Origin of the sequence: Streptococcus sp. SN-1 (assembly GCF_041154385.1) — a bacterium.
Taxonomy (GTDB): domain Bacteria; phylum Bacillota; class Bacilli; order Lactobacillales; family Streptococcaceae; genus Streptococcus; species Streptococcus mitis_CT.
On sequence record NZ_AP028929.1, the window covers coordinates 2,073,448 to 2,088,367 of the forward strand.

Here is a 14,920-nt window from a genome sequence, read left to right on the forward strand (position 1 = left end):
ACTACAAAAAAGGAGGACTAGCCCCCTTTTTATTTAGCCTCGTACCAGGTTGCCCCTTCATTCTCATCTGCGATAAGGGGAACACTGAGTTGAATGGCTTCTTCCATAGTTTGTTTTACCAATTTTTTCATCTCTGCCAATTCAGATTTAGGAACTTCAAGGACGATTTCATCGTGCACTTGTAACAGCATCTTAGTCTGATAAGCACCTGCAACCAAGGCTTTATCCAGCTGAATCATGGCAATCTTGAGAATATCTGCCGCCGATCCCTGAATAGGAGAGTTGATAGCAGTCCGCTCCGCAAAACCACGAATGTTAAAGTTGCGCGAATTGATATCTGGCAACTCACGACGACGCTTGAAGAGGGTCTCCACATAGCCCTTATCACGCGCCTCACGCACTACTTCATCCATATAGTTTTTAATACCTGGGAAGCGTTCAAAGTAGGTATCAATATAGGCTTTGGCTTCCTTACGGCTAATGCCCAAATTATTAGACAAACCAAAGTCTGAAATCCCATAAACCACTCCAAAGTTGACAGCCTTGGCATTGCGACGGTCGTTTGCAGTCACATCCTCAGGACGCTCAATGCCAAAGACCCGCATGGCTGTCGAAGTATGGATATCTGCCCCCTCTTGAAAGGCTTTAATTAAGTGCTCATCCTTAGAAATATGCGCCAAAACGCGCAATTCAATCTGCGAATAGTCCGAGCTGAGCAACACACTATCCTCCCACTCAGGCACAAAAGCCTTACGAATGAGACGGCCCTGTTCCAAACGCACAGGAATATTTTGCAAGTTTGGATCCACACTAGACAGACGCCCAGTCTGGGTCAAATCCTGCACATAGCGAGTATGAATCTTTCCATCAGCTAAAATCCAGTCCTGCAAGCCAATCACATAAGTGGATTGAATCTTAGCAATTTGACGGTAATCCAGGATTTTCTTAACAATCGGTGCAATAGGAGCTAGACGCTCCAACACATCCACCGCTGTCGAATAACCTGTCTTGGTTTTCTTAGTGTATTCTAGAGGTAGCTCCAATTTTTCAAAGAGAAGCACGCCCAACTGCTTAGGCGAGTTGATATTAAACTCCTCACCAGCCAGTTCGTAAATCTCTTGAGTGAGTTTCTCAATGACAAGCTCATTTTCAGCCTGCATCTCAAGTAAGGTCTCTTTCTTGACCGTAATCCCAGCAATCTCCATCTTGGCAAGGACAAAAGCCAGAGGTTGCTCCATATCATAAAGAAGCTCTAATTGCCCATTTTCACTGAGTTTTTCAAGCAATATAGGCTCTGTTTCGACCAAAACAGCAAGCTTACGAGCTAAATGCTCCAAGAATTTCTCACGTTCAGGAAGGGTCTTCTTGACTCCCTTACCATAGAAGGTCTCATCATCAACCAAATAAGTCTGACCATAAAGACTAGCAATAGTCGCAATTTCATTGTCCTCCACAGTCGAAAGGAGGTATTTAGCCAAACGGCTGTCAAAAGCAGGCGCCTGCAAATCCACACCAAAACGATTCAAGAGAACTTTAGCCTTCTTAAAGTCATACACTCTCAGAGGTGTTTTTTCTAAAAAGTCCTTGAAAATAGGCTCTTGCAAAATCTCAAGTTTGTCTGTAGCATAGAGCTTATCCCCACAAGACCAGGCAAAACCAACTAAATCATCCGTATGGTAATTCTCACCAAAAAGCTCAAAATGGAAGATAGACTCCTCACTCAGCATATCTTGACTGATTTGGTCAACAATAGTAAAATCCAAACTCTCAGCCACATCAGCTGACGACACATTTAAAGCCTGCTTGAGCTGTTTGAAACCCATCTCATCGTAGAATTTCCCAAGATTTTCAACATCTGGACCACTATAGACCAAATCCTCCAAACCAATCTCAATCGGTGCCTTGGTATCAATGGTCGCCAGTGTTTTTGACAAAAAGGCCTGTTCCTTATCATTGATGAGATTTTCCTTCATCTTAGAAGCCTTCATCCCATCGATATTTTCATAAATACCCTCAAGCGAACCATGCTCCAGCAAGAGCTTGATACCCGTCTTTTCACCGATTTTGGTCACCCCAGGGATATTATCCGACTTATCACCCATGAGCGCCTTGAGATCGATAAACTGAGTCGGTGTAATACCCATCTTTTCCATAAGATATTCTGGCGTAAAGGCCTCAAACTCAGCCACACCTTTCTTGGAAATTTCAACCACCGTATGCTCATCCGTCAGCTGAATCAAATCCTTGTCCCCACTGACAATGGTAATATCAAAACCATCTTGCTCTGCTAGCTTATCCAGCGTCCCAATGATATCATCCGCCTCATACTGAGCCAACTCATAGTGACGAATCCCCATATGATCCAGCAACTCACGAATGAAAGGAAATTGCTCACGAAACTCATCAGGAGTCTTGGCCCGGCCACCCTTATAGTCCGCATACATCTCTGTCCGGAAGGTCGTCTTTCCCGCATCAAAAGCCACCAAAATATGACTGGGCTCAACCCGCTCCAACAAATGGCTCAACATCAACTGAAAACCATAAATCGCATTGGTATGCAAGCCATCCGCATTCTTAAAACGGTCCAATTGCTGATAGAGCGCAAAAAACGCCCGAAAAGCAACAGAAGATCCATCAATCAATAATAATTTTTTCTTATCCATACACCCATTATAAAGGAAAGCAGGGAAAAATACCATTAGGAAGAGCCAAACCCAATATTTTTCAAACTTTTGGCGAATATAGCCATTTAGTTTGAAAAAAACAGAACTTAGCCCATGACTAAATTCTGTTTTTATGATTTATAATTATAAAAGTGAAATCCTTTTCAACTGCAAAGAACTTCTATTCTTGCTAGACTATATTCATTCCTATTTTAGTAGTAGTCTATATATTTATCTTGTTGGTTTATACGTTAATTGATCTTTGTGCTGTTTGACAAACTCACTCATTTCTGAGTCTGGTATTTGACGAAGATATAGATTCGCACGAATCGTTTCATCTTCTTCACGACAAGTTGAAAGAACTAAATACTTATCTTTAGCTGATACTTTAACATTTGGTTTCTTAACTTCAGCTGTTTCATAAATAGTTGTTAACTGCGTTTGAAAATCTTTATCATCATCAAATGAAGTGCGATAAAAGGCTGTTTCTTCTGGTACTATAATCATAGCAACTGCTTCATAATAATACTTTCTCTCTGGAGTCTCAATCACAACATATGGATGTTCATCAAAATAATCTTGACGACTATAGTAGTTCACATCATTAAACATACGATGATCCCCAACTTTACTACCACGAGCATGACCAAATAACCAAGTTAAACGGTCACTAAAATCCTTTTTATTATCTGTGTCCATAAACACTGTTCCCATATAAGGTTCGTGACCACCATCAAATCTCTTATCTAAATAAGTTGAATTATCAGTTGTTTGAACAACAGGCTCATCCAACTCTGTTCCGGGCGCATACACATAGGCAATCGTATCAGAGTTTGTATTCAGCAAACCACTGAACTTATTCTTAAGATATTCTTTTTCCTCTGCTGATATCGTATCAGTTTTTTGTGTCGTTTGCGCTACCTTAGTTTCACTCGCCTGATCAGTTGGAGCTAAGAATGTCTTATAAAGGAATAAACCTCCTAAAGCGACAATAGCTACAGCAACAAGCGAAGCGATAATTTTCTTCATAGGTGACTTATTTTTAGTTGAACGTCTGCTCATTTTTATCTCCCTCATTTATTTACTTTTATCAAAAAATCACTGAAACGAAGTTTCAGTGATTAGTTACTTCATTAAATAAATAAATTATTTAGAAGCGTGTGTTTTTGGAAGAGCTTTTTGACCAGCTTTAGTTGTTGCACCTGCTTTTTTAGCTGCTTCTTCTGCTTTTTTAGCTTGCTCTACTGCACCTGGTTTACCTGGTTCTGGAGTAGCTGATGGAGCTGTTTGTCCGTTTTGAGCAGTTTTACCAGTTTGGTTAGCTTGATCTTCTGATTTACGAACATCGTTTGGTTTATTATCTTCAACACCAGTTGCGTCATTCCAGTAGTTACCTTGTTTCTGAGCTGCTGCACGATATTGTTCTTGTAATTTTTGAACATAACGGTTACGAACAGTATTATAGATATCTTCAAATTTTTGGTTTGATTTTGCTGCTGCAATGTTTGCTTCCAATGCTGCTTTTTTATCAGAAAAATCATGTCCGTTGTATCCTGAATCCAAGAAGTCTTGCAATGCTTTTTCTGCTGCCGCCACTGTTTGACCACCTTGTTGAGCAAATTGACGCTCTGCCTCAGCACGGATTTCAGACTCATGTGCTGCTACTTGTGTGTTAGCTTCGTCAGCAATATCACGCTCAGAAACATATTTCTTTTGAAGCAATTGGTTAGAAGCATTAGGATTTTCACCTTGTGCGAATACTGGTGCTACTGCAGAAAATACTGCAAGAGCTGCTACTGATGTCAATAAAACTTTTTTCATTGTTTTATCTCCTCTTTTATTGTTTATTTGATTGTAAAGAGTTTTCTTTACTATCACCATTATACCACTTAAATAATTGGTGTCAACAATTTTTATCTTATTTCTAAGAAAATATTGGAGAAAACAGTCCAAACTTTAAATGTTGAACTCTAATAACTTATAAAAGCTAACTTATTTCAATCAAACGAACAATAATCCTTTATATTTCCGACTATTCGAATCATTACTAGCTGGCAACATCTGAAGTTAGAAGGCCTTGACGAACTAGATTTGCTAAACCTACTTTTACCTCTCTTCAATACCCTCTGGACGACCACGTTCTAAGCCTTTTTCTTCAGATCGTTCCAAGGCATAATCATGAGCCAATAATGCCTGTTCTTCTCGCATACGTAGTTGGCTAAACATTTTCCTGTCCTCCTCGGCCCAGCTCTTGTAGTCCAGCAGTTGGTCTGCTTGGCTTATGGCTCGCTCGGGTTCTTGGGTAAAGGGTTTGTTCCCGAAAAACTCCAACCAGGGCTTGCGAACCTTGTCTTTGCTGGTTTCTCTGTATTTTTTTAGTTCCAAGAATGCCATCTTGACTAGATGGTTTTCTTGACCGTTAGTGCTGATCTTGCAACAATGCCTCAAACTCAGCGACAGTCATATCCAACTGCTGGCTGGCAACCTCGGAAGTCAGAAGATCTTGGCGAACCATATCTAAGAATGCAAAGAATTTCCCACGCTCCAGTCCCTGTTCAATACCTTCTTCTCGCCCCTTTTCAATTCCCTCTGCACGACCACGCTCTAAACCTTGTTCAATACCTTGTTCCAGCCCCTCTGCTCTAGCAGTTTCCAAGGCATAATCATGAGCCAATAATGCTTGTTCTTCACGCATACGTAGTTGACTAAACATTTTTCTGTCCTCCTCGGACCAGCTCTTGTAGTCCAGCAGTTGGTCTGCTTGGCTGATGGCTCGCTCGGGTTCCTGAGTAAAGGGTTTATTCCCAAAAAACTCCAACCACGGTTTGCGAACGCTATCCTTGCTGGTTTCTCTATATTTTTTTAGTTCCAAGAATGCCATCTTGACTAGATGGTTTTCTTGACCGTTATTTGTGATGGTTAAGACCTCACCTGTCGTGTCCTCACGCATACTAAAACTATGAAAAGCCAAATCATCTGAGAAGTAGTTGCTACCCACAATAGCGATAGCGTATACCGGTGAGATGTGTTTGTAACTCTGGTGAGTATTGCCCTCTTGCTGGCGAATTTTTTCTAGGTTTTGATTAACCTGACTGCAAAGGTAAGCCCACAGGCGATTGATGAAAAAATTCTGATGATGCACTTGAATCTCAATAATTACTTGAGTGCCATTATCCAATTCCGCCAAGACGTCTATACTGGTATAGAAATCCTGAGCCAAGTAAGGCATGGAAGGCAAAACGTGAATGTTACTTCCCTCCAAAATGGTTACATTTTTGGCTGGTAAATCCAGCATATCGCGAATAAATTGACAAGTGATTTCTGGATTGCTAAAAATCTTCTTAGCAACCAAATCATTTGTTGGGCTGATGCCCGGATGTCTTAGAATCATCCTTTTCCTCCTTTTATTATACCATAGTCTTATACTCAATGAAAATCAAAGAGCAAACTAGGAAACTAGCCGCAGGTTGCTCAAAACACTGTTTTGAGGTTGCAGATAAGACTGACGAAGGCAGTCACATATATACGGCAAGGCGACGTTGACGTGGTTTGAATTTGATTTTCGAAGAGTATTAAATCTAGTTTTACTAGATTCACTGACTCTATCTATTTATTCGGAAAAGAGACGAAAAAAACCTGAGAATCATCTCAGGCTTGGTCATTAAATCTTTTTCTCAATACTGAAAAGTGGAGAAAGTGGGCGTTTTTCATGGATACGAACGATAGCATCACCCAGTAGATGAGCAATCGAAATCTGTTCAATCTTATCAATCAAACGCTCTTCTGGCAGATAGATGGTATCCAAAACAACCAATTTCTTAATAGCTGATTTTTGGATATTGTCCATAGCAGGACCAGAAAGAACTGGGTGCGTACAGCTTGCATAGACTTCAACAGCACCAGCTTCCGCAAGGGCATCTGCCGCGTGACAAATCGTTCCAGCAGTATCAATCATATCATCAATCAAGATACAAGTCTTGCCTTCGACCTTACCGATGATGTTCATGACTTCACTAGTATTCATCTTATCAACGCTACGACGTTTATCAATGATAGCGATAGATGTTTTCAAAAATTCTGCCAACTTACGGGCACGAGTCACCCCTCCATGGTCTGGGCTGACAACCACATAGTCAGAACCAACCATGCCACGACGCTCAAAATAATCCGCAATCAGAGGAGCTCCCATTAAATGATCCACAGGAATATCAAAGAATCCTTGAATCTGCGCAGCATGCAAGTCGATGGTCAATAAACGATCCACTCCAGCTACTTCAAGCATATTTGCGACAAGTTTTGAAGTGATTGGCTCACGCGCTCTCGCCTTTCTATCCTGACGTGCATACCCATAGTAAGGCATGACAACATTGACAGATTCTGCACTCGCACGCTTCAAAGCATCTACCATAATCAAAATTTCAAGCAGATTGTCATTTACAGGCGAACTAGTTGATTGTAGGATAAAGACGTGTTTTCCACGGATTGATTCTTCGATGTTGACCTGAATCTCTCCATCTGAAAATTGGCGAACACTTGATTTCCCCAACTCTATCCCAATCTCCTGCGCCACACGTTCTGCCAATTCTTTATTAGAAGAAAGGGCAAACAGCTTTAAATCAGAAAAAGACATGATTTCCTCCGGTATATATGTATCACTTGTGCTTTTCACAAGATTTTCCATCTACCATTGTAGCGCTTTTTGCACTATTTTTCAATCAAAAATAAAAGAAGGGCACCATATTTGTACCCTTGCCATCAGTCTTTTGAGAAATATTCTAGTTCATCAACTCATTGTGCTTCTCAACAAAGCGATAAGCCTGATAAAAACCATAGAGAGTAATAGCCGTAACCACTGGAATCGCTAACGGCAACTCTGTCTCCAACTCCACAAAAGGAGAGTTAAACAAGAAGTGAGTTCCCAAGGCTAAACCTAGGAAAATAAGCCCCTCTTTCTTGCCATCCTTCTGTCCTTTATAGGATCTATAAAGCAAGTAAACACCTACTACAGCCAGACCTGAAAAAGTCCAGTGAGAGGCAATTCCTGAGATGATACGCTCTAAAATTCTCGAAATAGTAAAGTCAAAGCCCTCTGGCAAATCCGTACGAATATAGCCAATATCCTCAATCATTTGGAATCCCAAACCAGAAGCAATGCCTAGTAAAAACAAAGATTTTAATTTTCGCACAGGAATCAAAGCTAAAACAAATACAAGTGGCAATAATTTCAAGGGTTCTTCTACCAAAGGAGCCACAATAGCACTTTCAAAGGCATTTAAAAATGCACTATCTGGGAAAAGAACTCCCAGTAAATCATGGATATAAGTATTAGCAAAGCTAGACAACCAGCCTGAAAGGAACATTCCTCCCAATAAAGACAGAATCAAGGCTTTCTTTGGTAATTCCCATTTTTTCCCAATACGGAAAAGGAAATAAAGAGCCGGAATCATGTAAAAGAGAGCTAGAAAGATAGAAACTCCCATTAGTCCATATTCCGCAGCTGACATCGAACCATCCGTATAGTAGATGGTTTCATACTGTACACCAATACATAGCAATAAAATAAAAATAAATAAAATACTGTTTTTCTTCATACACTTTCTTTCTAAATAAAGTATTTACAATTCTACGACTGTCATACTTCCTGTATCCACATCGTAAATAGCACCAGAGATAATGACATCGTCTGGTATTAGGGGAGATTCGATAAGGAGTTGCATATCCTCACGTACACTCTCCTCTATATCTTGGAAGGGCAAGAAATCCTGGTCTGACACATCGACACCTAGTTCCTCTTTCAGATACTCCTGAAAAGGACCATTTTCAAAGGTCTGAGCACCACAGTCTGTATGGTGCAACACCACAATCTCTCTTGTCCCCATTTGTTGCTGGGAAATAACCAGCGAACGAATCATGTCTTCTGTCACTCGACCACCTGCATTCCGCAAGATATGAGCATCCCCAAGTGCCAAACCTAAAGCTTGCGCAACGTGCAAACGAGAGTCCATACAGGTCACAATGGCTACTCTAGTTTTGGGTTTAAGTGGCAGATTTAACTGCCCATGTAGGGCAACATAAGCCTGATTGGCTTGCATAAACTGTTCAAAATACGACACGATTCCCTCCTTGAAAATTTGATAGTCAAATATTTCTCCTATCTTATCATTTTTAAGAGGATTTGTCACGGATTATGCAAAGACCTTTTTCAAAACTTCCTGAATCGTTGTTACGCCAATGACCTGAATTTCCTTGGGCGGAGTGATTCCTGTCAAGGAATTCTTGGGTACATAAATCTTAGTAAAACCCAGTTTAGCAGCTTCATTGATGCGCTGCTCAATACGATTCACGCGCCGAATTTCTCCCGTCAAGCCTAACTCTCCTACAAAACATTCCTGAGGATTAGTTGGCTTGTCTTTATAACTCGAAGCAATGGAAACCGCAACGGCCAAGTCAATGGCAGGTTCATCCAATTTGACACCGCCAGCAGATTTAAGATAGGCGTCCTGATTTTGCAAGAGAAGACCTGCCCGTTTTTCTAAAACAGCCATAATCAAGCTAGCACGATTAAAATCAAGTCCTGTCGTAGTACGCTTGGCATTTCCAAACATGGTCGGTGTCACCAAAGCCTGAACCTCCGCCAAAATCGGACGCGTCCCTTCCATGGTCACAACGATTGATGAACCAGTTGCTCCATCCAAACGCTCTTCTAGGAAAACTTGACTCGGATTGAGTACCTCAACCAAGCCGCCCGACTGCATCTCAAAAATCCCAATCTCATTAGTGGAGCCAAAACGGTTTTTGACCGCTCTCAAAATACGAAAGGTATGGTGGCGCTCTCCTTCAAAGTAAAGCACCGTATCCACCATATGCTCTAGCATACGAGGACCAGCCAAGGTTCCTTCCTTGGTCACATGACCTACGATAAAGATGGCAATGTTATTAGTTTTGGCCAGCTGCATAAGTTCAGCTGTCACCTCACGCACTTGAGAAACAGACCCCTGCACCCCTGAAATCTCAGGAGACATAATGGTCTGAATGGAGTCAATAATGAGGAAGTTTGGCTGGATTCTTTCTACCTCAGCTCGAACACTCTGCATATTGGTCTCTGCATAGAGATAAAACTCGCTATCAATATCACCCAAACGCTCTGCACGGAGTTTAATCTGCTGGGCAGACTCCTCCCCACTGACGTAGAGAACTGTCCCTACTTGAGACAACTGGGTTGAGACTTGTAGGAGAAGAGTCGATTTCCCGATTCCAGGATCCCCACCGATTAGGACGAGACTTCCTGGTACCACTCCGCCTCCAAGTACACGGTTGAATTCCTCCATGTCCGTCTTGGTTCGATTAACGTTGATAGAAGTCACCTCAGCCAGTTTCATGGGCTTGGTTTTCTCACCTGTCAAGGACACACGCGCATTCTTTACCTCGGCAACCTCAACCTCTTCTACAAAAGAAGACCAAGACCCACAGTTGGGACAACGTCCTAGATATTTAGGGGAATTATACCCACAATTTTGACATACAAATGTCGCTTTTTTCTTTGCGATGATAAACCTCTTTCTATATCTCTAACTCACACTCAATCACTTGGCAAAAATTAATCTTCTCATTTGGCACAAACTGGCGCATGAGCATTCGATGAGCAACAACTACCACAGTCTGATGTTCTCGATACTTAGACATACATTCTAGAAAACGAGACTTCATTTCCGTAGCTGTCTCATATTGAATAGGACTATTAGGAAGTAACTCCCCCTTATTTTCTAGAAACATAGTACGAGCTTTTTCAAAATTATCTGTGCCACTTTCATAGACCTGCCATTCATGCAATAATGGCTCCACTCTTAAAGGAAGACCCGTAGCACAAACCACATAAGAAGCCGTTTCTAAAGCTCTTGTGACTGCAGAAGATATGATTATTTCAGCCGAAGGGAGTAAAGGATTGGTGCTCAGTTCCTGAGCTTGCTGCCGTCCCTTCTCAGACAAGGGTGCCAAATCTATCCCAAATCCCGTATAAGAACGCTTCTCTAACTCACGGTAATTTGGCTCTCCGTGACGGATAAAAATAATTTTCATATTAAGATCCCCATAAAACTATCCAATCTTGATTCCGCAATCTTGCCACTGCTTCAGTGTTTTAGTGAATTTCTTCTGGTTGGCAACTCCGACAGCAAACAAATCGACAGAAACCTGATAATTCTCCTTGGTAGCTGCCAAAACGGAAGCCCTAACACAGCCATTGCCATCTACCCCTATAAACTCTATGCTTTTAGCACCGTTTTCCTCTAAAAAATCTTTTAAATCTGGATTAGTAAAGCAAGAAGCCCGACGCTTCTCAAAGATACGAGAAGAGACAAGCAGCAAGCCGGTCGCAAATTTCTTCTTTCTGTCTTTTCTCACCTGTCAAGGACACACGCGCATTCTTTACCTCGGCAACCTCAACCTCTTCTACAAAAGAAGACCAAGACCCACAGTTGGGACAGCGCCCCAGATATTTAGGGGAATTATATTCACAATTTTGACACACAAATATCGCCTTTTTTTTGCGATAATAAACCTCTTTCTATATCTCTATCTCACACTCAATCACTTGGCAAAAATCAATCTTCTCATTTGGCACAAACTGGCGCATGAGCATTCCGTGAGTTACAATGATAATAGTTTTATAATTTTTATATTTTTCCAAAGCTCTTAAAAAACGATGACGCATCTCTAGATCAGTTTCATAGCGATAAGGAGAATCTTCAGATAAACCTCCTTGATGTTTTAGATAATATTCATGAGCTACCAATACACTAGTTAAATCAGAGTTAGTGCTATCTAAGTCTGGACGCCACTCATGAAAAAACGGCTCCACAAATAAGTCCAATCCTGTTTCAACTGCTATATAATGGGCTGTTTCTAAAGCCCTCGTCACAGACGATGAAATAATAATCTCTGTCTTTCCAAAACATGCAGTTTTAGCAACTTCTTTTGCCAGACTGCGACCTTTTCCTGTCAATGGTGCTAAATCACGACCAAAACCACTATAGAGTTGCGGATTTTCAAGTTTATCAAGCATACTATAATCTGGCTCCCCGTGACGTACAAAGATAATCTTCATTCTAGTGCCCTGTCGATCCAAATCCACCAGTTCGAACGCCATCAGCCGCATCTCCATCTGCAATTAAGAAAGGAGCAAAGACAGCCTGGACAACACGTTCTCCAACTTCAAGAACAACCTCTTGGTCTGTGATATTCTTCATCTGAGCAAAAATATGCCCTTCATTCCCAGGATTTCCATAATAGTCCCCATCAATAACGCCAACTGAATTAATTAAAACCAAGCCCTTCTTACGAGGGTTTGAAGAACGATCATATAGGTAGAGAACCTCAGTCGGTTGCATATAAGCCTTAACTCCTGTCGGAACCAATACAATCTCTCCTGGCGCAATAACTGTACGCACAGCAACTTTTAAGTCGTAACCAGCCGCATGCGCTGTCTCACGCTTTGGCAATAAATTTTCATCTGTAAAACTAGAAACCAATTCAAAACCACGAATTTTCATCATCTTCTCTTTTCTATTATCATTTATTCTAGATTATTCTATCTTATTTATTCGGAAAAAGCACGAAAAAAAGAGCACACAATTCAAATCGCTTAGGGCTGCTGGATTCCTCCCCTGACCCGCTTCACGCAGAACTGTTGCTCCACTGTTTATTATATCACATTCCTCTTCATTTTAAAAGCAAAATTATTTTTTCCGTCTATTTCTAAAAAAGTCCTGCATAATAGCTGCGCATTCACCTTCCAAAATTCCCGTTTCAACCTCCACACGATGGTTAAGACGCTCATCTGTCAAAATATCGTACAAACTCCCAGCAGCGCCAAATTTCTGGTTTTTAGCCCCATAGACCACGTTTGGAATACGGGCAAGCCCAATCGCCCCACTACACATGACACAAGGCTCAATGGTCACAAAAAGCGTGCAATCCAGCAAGCGCCAGCTCTCCTCACTCAAGTTCGCATTCTCTATGGCCATAATCTCCGCATGCATAACCGCTCGCTGCAACTCCTCACGCGCATTATGCCCACGACCAATGATTTCTCCGTCCTTGACAATCACACAACCAATTGGAATTTCATCGTGTTCCAGAGCAATCTCAGCCTCTCTCAAAGCCTCCCTCATAAAGACTTCTTTTTCTTCAACTGTATAATTCATCTCTTTTCTCTTTTCCTACTTATCGATTTTATTATTATATCATGAATTCCAAGACAAAAAAAGCCACCGAATGCGGTGACTCTATAGGGAGATTATTATGAAAAAGAAAAGTTTAGGATATTTGTTACAACAAGTTAGGAGGTCTTCTTGTAACTGTCTATAGTATACCCGACCTATCTTAAACAAATCTTAAAAATCTCTTAGGACCAAACACTTTCTAAAATATTTGTTTGTTCACGACCAGGACCTACTGAGAAAGTAGAAATACGAACGCCAACCAATTCGCTCACACGACGAACATAGTTACGCGCATTCTCAGGAAGATCTTCCAAATTACGAACTCCAGTGATATCTTCTGACCAACCTGGCAACTCTTCATAGATAGGCTTGCAACGTTTCAATTGCTCAAGACTAGCTGGATAATAGTCAATACGTTGACCATCAAGATCATAGGCCACACAGATTTTTACTGTATCTAAACCACTCAAAACATCAATAGAGTTCAATGAAAGGTTGGTGATACCAGAAACGCGACGGCTATGACGCATGACAACTGAGTCAAACCAACCCACACGACGTGGACGACCAGTTGTTGTACCATATTCATGACCTACTTCACGAATACGTTCTCCCACTTCATCAAACAACTCAGTTGGGAAAGGACCGTCTCCTACACGACTCGTATAGGCTTTACATACACCTACAACCTTGTCAATCTTGCTTGGCCCAACACCAGAACCAATTGTCACACCACCAGCTACAGGGTTTGAAGACGTAACAAATGGATATGTACCTTGGTCGATATCTAGCATAACACCTTGTGCACCTTCAAAAAGCACACGCTTACCATTATCAAGCGCATCGTTCAAGATTACAGACGTGTCTGTCACATATTTCTTGATTTGTTGACCATATTCGTAATACTCTTCAAAAATATCATCGAAAGCAATCGCTTTACTGTCATACAATTTTTCAAAAAGACGATTCTTTTCAGCAAGGTTACGTTCTAAACGCTCACGGAAAATATCTTTATCTAAAAGATCTGCAATACGAATCCCAACACGAGCAGCCTTATCCATATAAGCTGGACCAATTCCCTTGATTGTAGTCCCAATCTTATTGTCGCCCTTAGCTTCTTCTTGCAAACGGTCTAACTCGATATGATAAGGCAAAATAACATGTGCGCGATCAGAAATACGCAAGTTATCAGTTGTCACCCCCTCCTCATGAAGATAGCCCAACTCTTTCACAAGAGATTTAGGATTTACAACCATACCATTCCCAATAACAGAGATTTTTTCAGGGAAGAAAATCCCAGATGGAATCAAGTGCAACTTAAATTTCTTACCATCGATCACAATCGTGTGACCTGCATTATCACCACCCTGGTAACGTGCAATCACTTCTGCATTCGCTGAAAGGAAATCTGTAATCTTCCCTTTACCTTCATCACCCCATTGGGTACCTACAACAACAACTGAAGTCATAATCTTGTCTGAGCCCTCAGGCTCTTCCTTTCTCACATACATGGCAGGAATCTCACCTGCAATTATATCTTACAATTTATTATAAGAAAAAATCGCCTTTTTATCAAGAAGAAACAATAGAAAGATTTGCTATTTCCAACTATTAAAAAATGATTTAGAAAAATAACTAGCTATTTATTATTATCTTTCTATAAAAAAGTAAATTTGTTCGGAAATTAACTCAGACTATCTCAACAAGAAATAAAACCTTGTTTCATTATCATCTTTTCAAGATACAAACGATAAGCAACACGATAATGGTAAACAATAAAATCCCTACGACACCCAATACCATATCTAACTAAATAATAAATCAAAAATTTAAAATGAAAATGTTCCCAGTCCCAACTATTACCAAAGAAAGTAGCATACTCTTCTTCGATACTGTCATAGAAATCAGTCATCTGATCATAAATATTTTGTAGCATAAGCATACACTCCTTTACTTTTTATGATCTTATTCTAACAAAAAATTTTAATTAATCATTAATAACTCCTGAATTGTTAAAATACCAACCTCAACAAGATA

General features: G+C 40.7%; 14 protein-coding genes, 1 other RNA gene and 3 pseudogenes. All 18 read right to left on the reverse strand.

Annotated features, from left to right (window positions below):
* Positions 1-29: 29 nt before the first annotated feature.
* The gene (polA, locus tag ACAM22_RS09725; RefSeq protein ID WP_369606758.1) at positions 30-2,663 is read right to left on the reverse strand and encodes a DNA polymerase I; all 2,634 of its coding nucleotides are present in this window, start codon (positions 2,661-2,663) and stop codon (positions 30-32) included.
* A gap of 231 nt (positions 2,664-2,894) precedes the next feature.
* On the reverse strand, positions 2,895-3,725 hold the full coding sequence (gene srtB, locus ACAM22_RS09730; RefSeq protein WP_369606759.1) for a class B sortase, LPKTxAVK-specific: 831 nt from the start codon (positions 3,723-3,725) through the stop codon (positions 2,895-2,897).
* Between the two features lie 84 nt (positions 3,726-3,809).
* A complete protein-coding gene (gene abpA / locus ACAM22_RS09735) occupies positions 3,810-4,484 on the reverse strand; it encodes an amylase-binding adhesin AbpA (RefSeq protein WP_369606760.1) in 675 nt (224 codons plus the stop codon).
* A 226-nt stretch (positions 4,485-4,710) separates the two neighbouring features.
* Positions 4,711-5,093, reverse strand: a pseudogene (locus tag ACAM22_RS09740) (hypothetical protein); the annotation flags it as partial.
* A complete protein-coding gene (locus ACAM22_RS09745; RefSeq protein WP_265471997.1) occupies positions 5,083-6,054 on the reverse strand; it encodes an Rpn family recombination-promoting nuclease/putative transposase in 972 nt (323 codons plus the stop codon). The pseudogene ACAM22_RS09740 and the gene ACAM22_RS09745, both read right to left, overlap by 11 nt.
* Positions 6,055-6,324: 270 nt before the next feature.
* A complete protein-coding gene (locus ACAM22_RS09750; RefSeq protein ID WP_000010158.1) occupies positions 6,325-7,293 on the reverse strand; it encodes a ribose-phosphate diphosphokinase in 969 nt (322 codons plus the stop codon).
* A 145-nt stretch (positions 7,294-7,438) separates the two neighbouring features.
* A complete protein-coding gene (locus ACAM22_RS09755; RefSeq protein WP_261053333.1) occupies positions 7,439-8,254 on the reverse strand; it encodes a PrsW family glutamic-type intramembrane protease in 816 nt (271 codons plus the stop codon).
* Positions 8,255-8,278: 24 nt separating this feature from the next.
* Positions 8,279-8,776, reverse strand: a complete 498-nt coding sequence (locus tag ACAM22_RS09760) for a carbonic anhydrase (protein ID WP_004237611.1) — start codon at positions 8,774-8,776, stop codon at positions 8,279-8,281.
* A gap of 72 nt (positions 8,777-8,848) precedes the next feature.
* The gene (radA, locus tag ACAM22_RS09765; protein ID WP_261053370.1) at positions 8,849-10,213 is read right to left on the reverse strand and encodes a DNA repair protein RadA; all 1,365 of its coding nucleotides are present in this window, start codon (positions 10,211-10,213) and stop codon (positions 8,849-8,851) included.
* A 10-nt stretch (positions 10,214-10,223) separates the two neighbouring features.
* A complete protein-coding gene (locus ACAM22_RS09770; protein ID WP_261053336.1) occupies positions 10,224-10,739 on the reverse strand; it encodes a histidine phosphatase family protein in 516 nt (171 codons plus the stop codon).
* Between the two features lie 18 nt (positions 10,740-10,757).
* Positions 10,758-11,060: pseudogene (locus ACAM22_RS09775) on the reverse strand (isochorismatase family protein); the annotation flags it as partial.
* Positions 11,056-11,196 (reverse strand): annotated as a pseudogene (locus tag ACAM22_RS09780) (DNA repair protein RadA); the annotation flags it as partial. The pseudogenes ACAM22_RS09775 and ACAM22_RS09780, both read right to left, overlap by 5 nt.
* 30 nt (positions 11,197-11,226) lie before the next feature.
* Positions 11,227-11,766 carry a histidine phosphatase family protein gene (locus tag ACAM22_RS09785; RefSeq protein ID WP_261053371.1) on the reverse strand — a complete coding sequence of 180 codons (540 nt, stop codon included), beginning with the start codon at positions 11,764-11,766 and terminating at the stop codon, positions 11,227-11,229.
* A gap of 1 nt (position 11,767) precedes the next feature.
* Positions 11,768-12,211: a dUTP diphosphatase gene (locus tag ACAM22_RS09790; protein ID WP_000701987.1), complete on the reverse strand. Its 444-nt coding sequence runs from the start codon at positions 12,209-12,211 to the stop codon at positions 11,768-11,770.
* A gap of 56 nt (positions 12,212-12,267) precedes the next feature.
* Positions 12,268-12,363: signal recognition particle sRNA small type (ffs, locus tag ACAM22_RS09795), an RNA gene on the reverse strand.
* Positions 12,364-12,397: 34 nt separating this feature from the next.
* Positions 12,398-12,865, reverse strand: coding sequence for a tRNA adenosine(34) deaminase TadA (gene tadA / locus ACAM22_RS09800; protein WP_261053342.1), 468 nt, complete (start codon positions 12,863-12,865; stop codon positions 12,398-12,400).
* Between the two features lie 200 nt (positions 12,866-13,065).
* Positions 13,066-14,352 (reverse strand): adenylosuccinate synthase, encoded by a 1,287-nt coding sequence (locus ACAM22_RS09805; RefSeq protein WP_261053373.1) that lies wholly within the window; start codon positions 14,350-14,352, stop codon positions 13,066-13,068.
* A gap of 230 nt (positions 14,353-14,582) precedes the next feature.
* Positions 14,583-14,819, reverse strand: a complete 237-nt coding sequence (gene comW / locus ACAM22_RS09810; protein WP_000940045.1) for a sigma(X)-activator ComW — start codon at positions 14,817-14,819, stop codon at positions 14,583-14,585.
* Between the last annotated feature and the right edge of the window lie 101 nt (positions 14,820-14,920).

What these genes read in the sequence shown, in the direction of transcription:
- polA (WP_369606758.1), bottom strand. Translation starts at nt 2,663, where the DNA reads ATGGATAAGAAAAAATTATTATTGATTGATGGATCTTCTGTTGCTTTT.
- srtB (WP_369606759.1), bottom strand. Translation starts at nt 3,725, where the DNA reads ATGAGCAGACGTTCAACTAAAAATAAGTCACCTATGAAGAAAATTATC.
- abpA (WP_369606760.1), bottom strand. Translation starts at nt 4,484, where the DNA reads ATGAAAAAAGTTTTATTGACATCAGTAGCAGCTCTTGCAGTATTTTCT.
- ACAM22_RS09745 (WP_265471997.1), bottom strand. Translation starts at nt 6,054, where the DNA reads ATGATTCTAAGACATCCGGGCATCAGCCCAACAAATGATTTGGTTGCT.
- ACAM22_RS09750 (WP_000010158.1), bottom strand. Translation starts at nt 7,293, where the DNA reads ATGTCTTTTTCTGATTTAAAGCTGTTTGCCCTTTCTTCTAATAAAGAA.
- ACAM22_RS09755 (WP_261053333.1), bottom strand. Translation starts at nt 8,254, where the DNA reads ATGAAGAAAAACAGTATTTTATTTATTTTTATTTTATTGCTATGTATT.
- ACAM22_RS09770 (WP_261053336.1), bottom strand. Translation starts at nt 10,739, where the DNA reads ATGAAAATTATTTTTATCCGTCACGGAGAGCCAAATTACCGTGAGTTA.
- ACAM22_RS09785 (WP_261053371.1), bottom strand. Translation starts at nt 11,766, where the DNA reads ATGAAGATTATCTTTGTACGTCACGGGGAGCCAGATTATAGTATGCTT.
- ACAM22_RS09790 (WP_000701987.1), bottom strand. Translation starts at nt 12,211, where the DNA reads ATGAAAATTCGTGGTTTTGAATTGGTTTCTAGTTTTACAGATGAAAAT.
- tadA (WP_261053342.1), bottom strand. Translation starts at nt 12,865, where the DNA reads ATGAATTATACAGTTGAAGAAAAAGAAGTCTTTATGAGGGAGGCTTTG.
- ACAM22_RS09805 (WP_261053373.1), bottom strand. Translation starts at nt 14,352, where the DNA reads ATGACTTCAGTTGTTGTTGTAGGTACCCAATGGGGTGATGAAGGTAAA.
- comW (WP_000940045.1), bottom strand. Translation starts at nt 14,819, where the DNA reads ATGCTACAAAATATTTATGATCAGATGACTGATTTCTATGACAGTATC.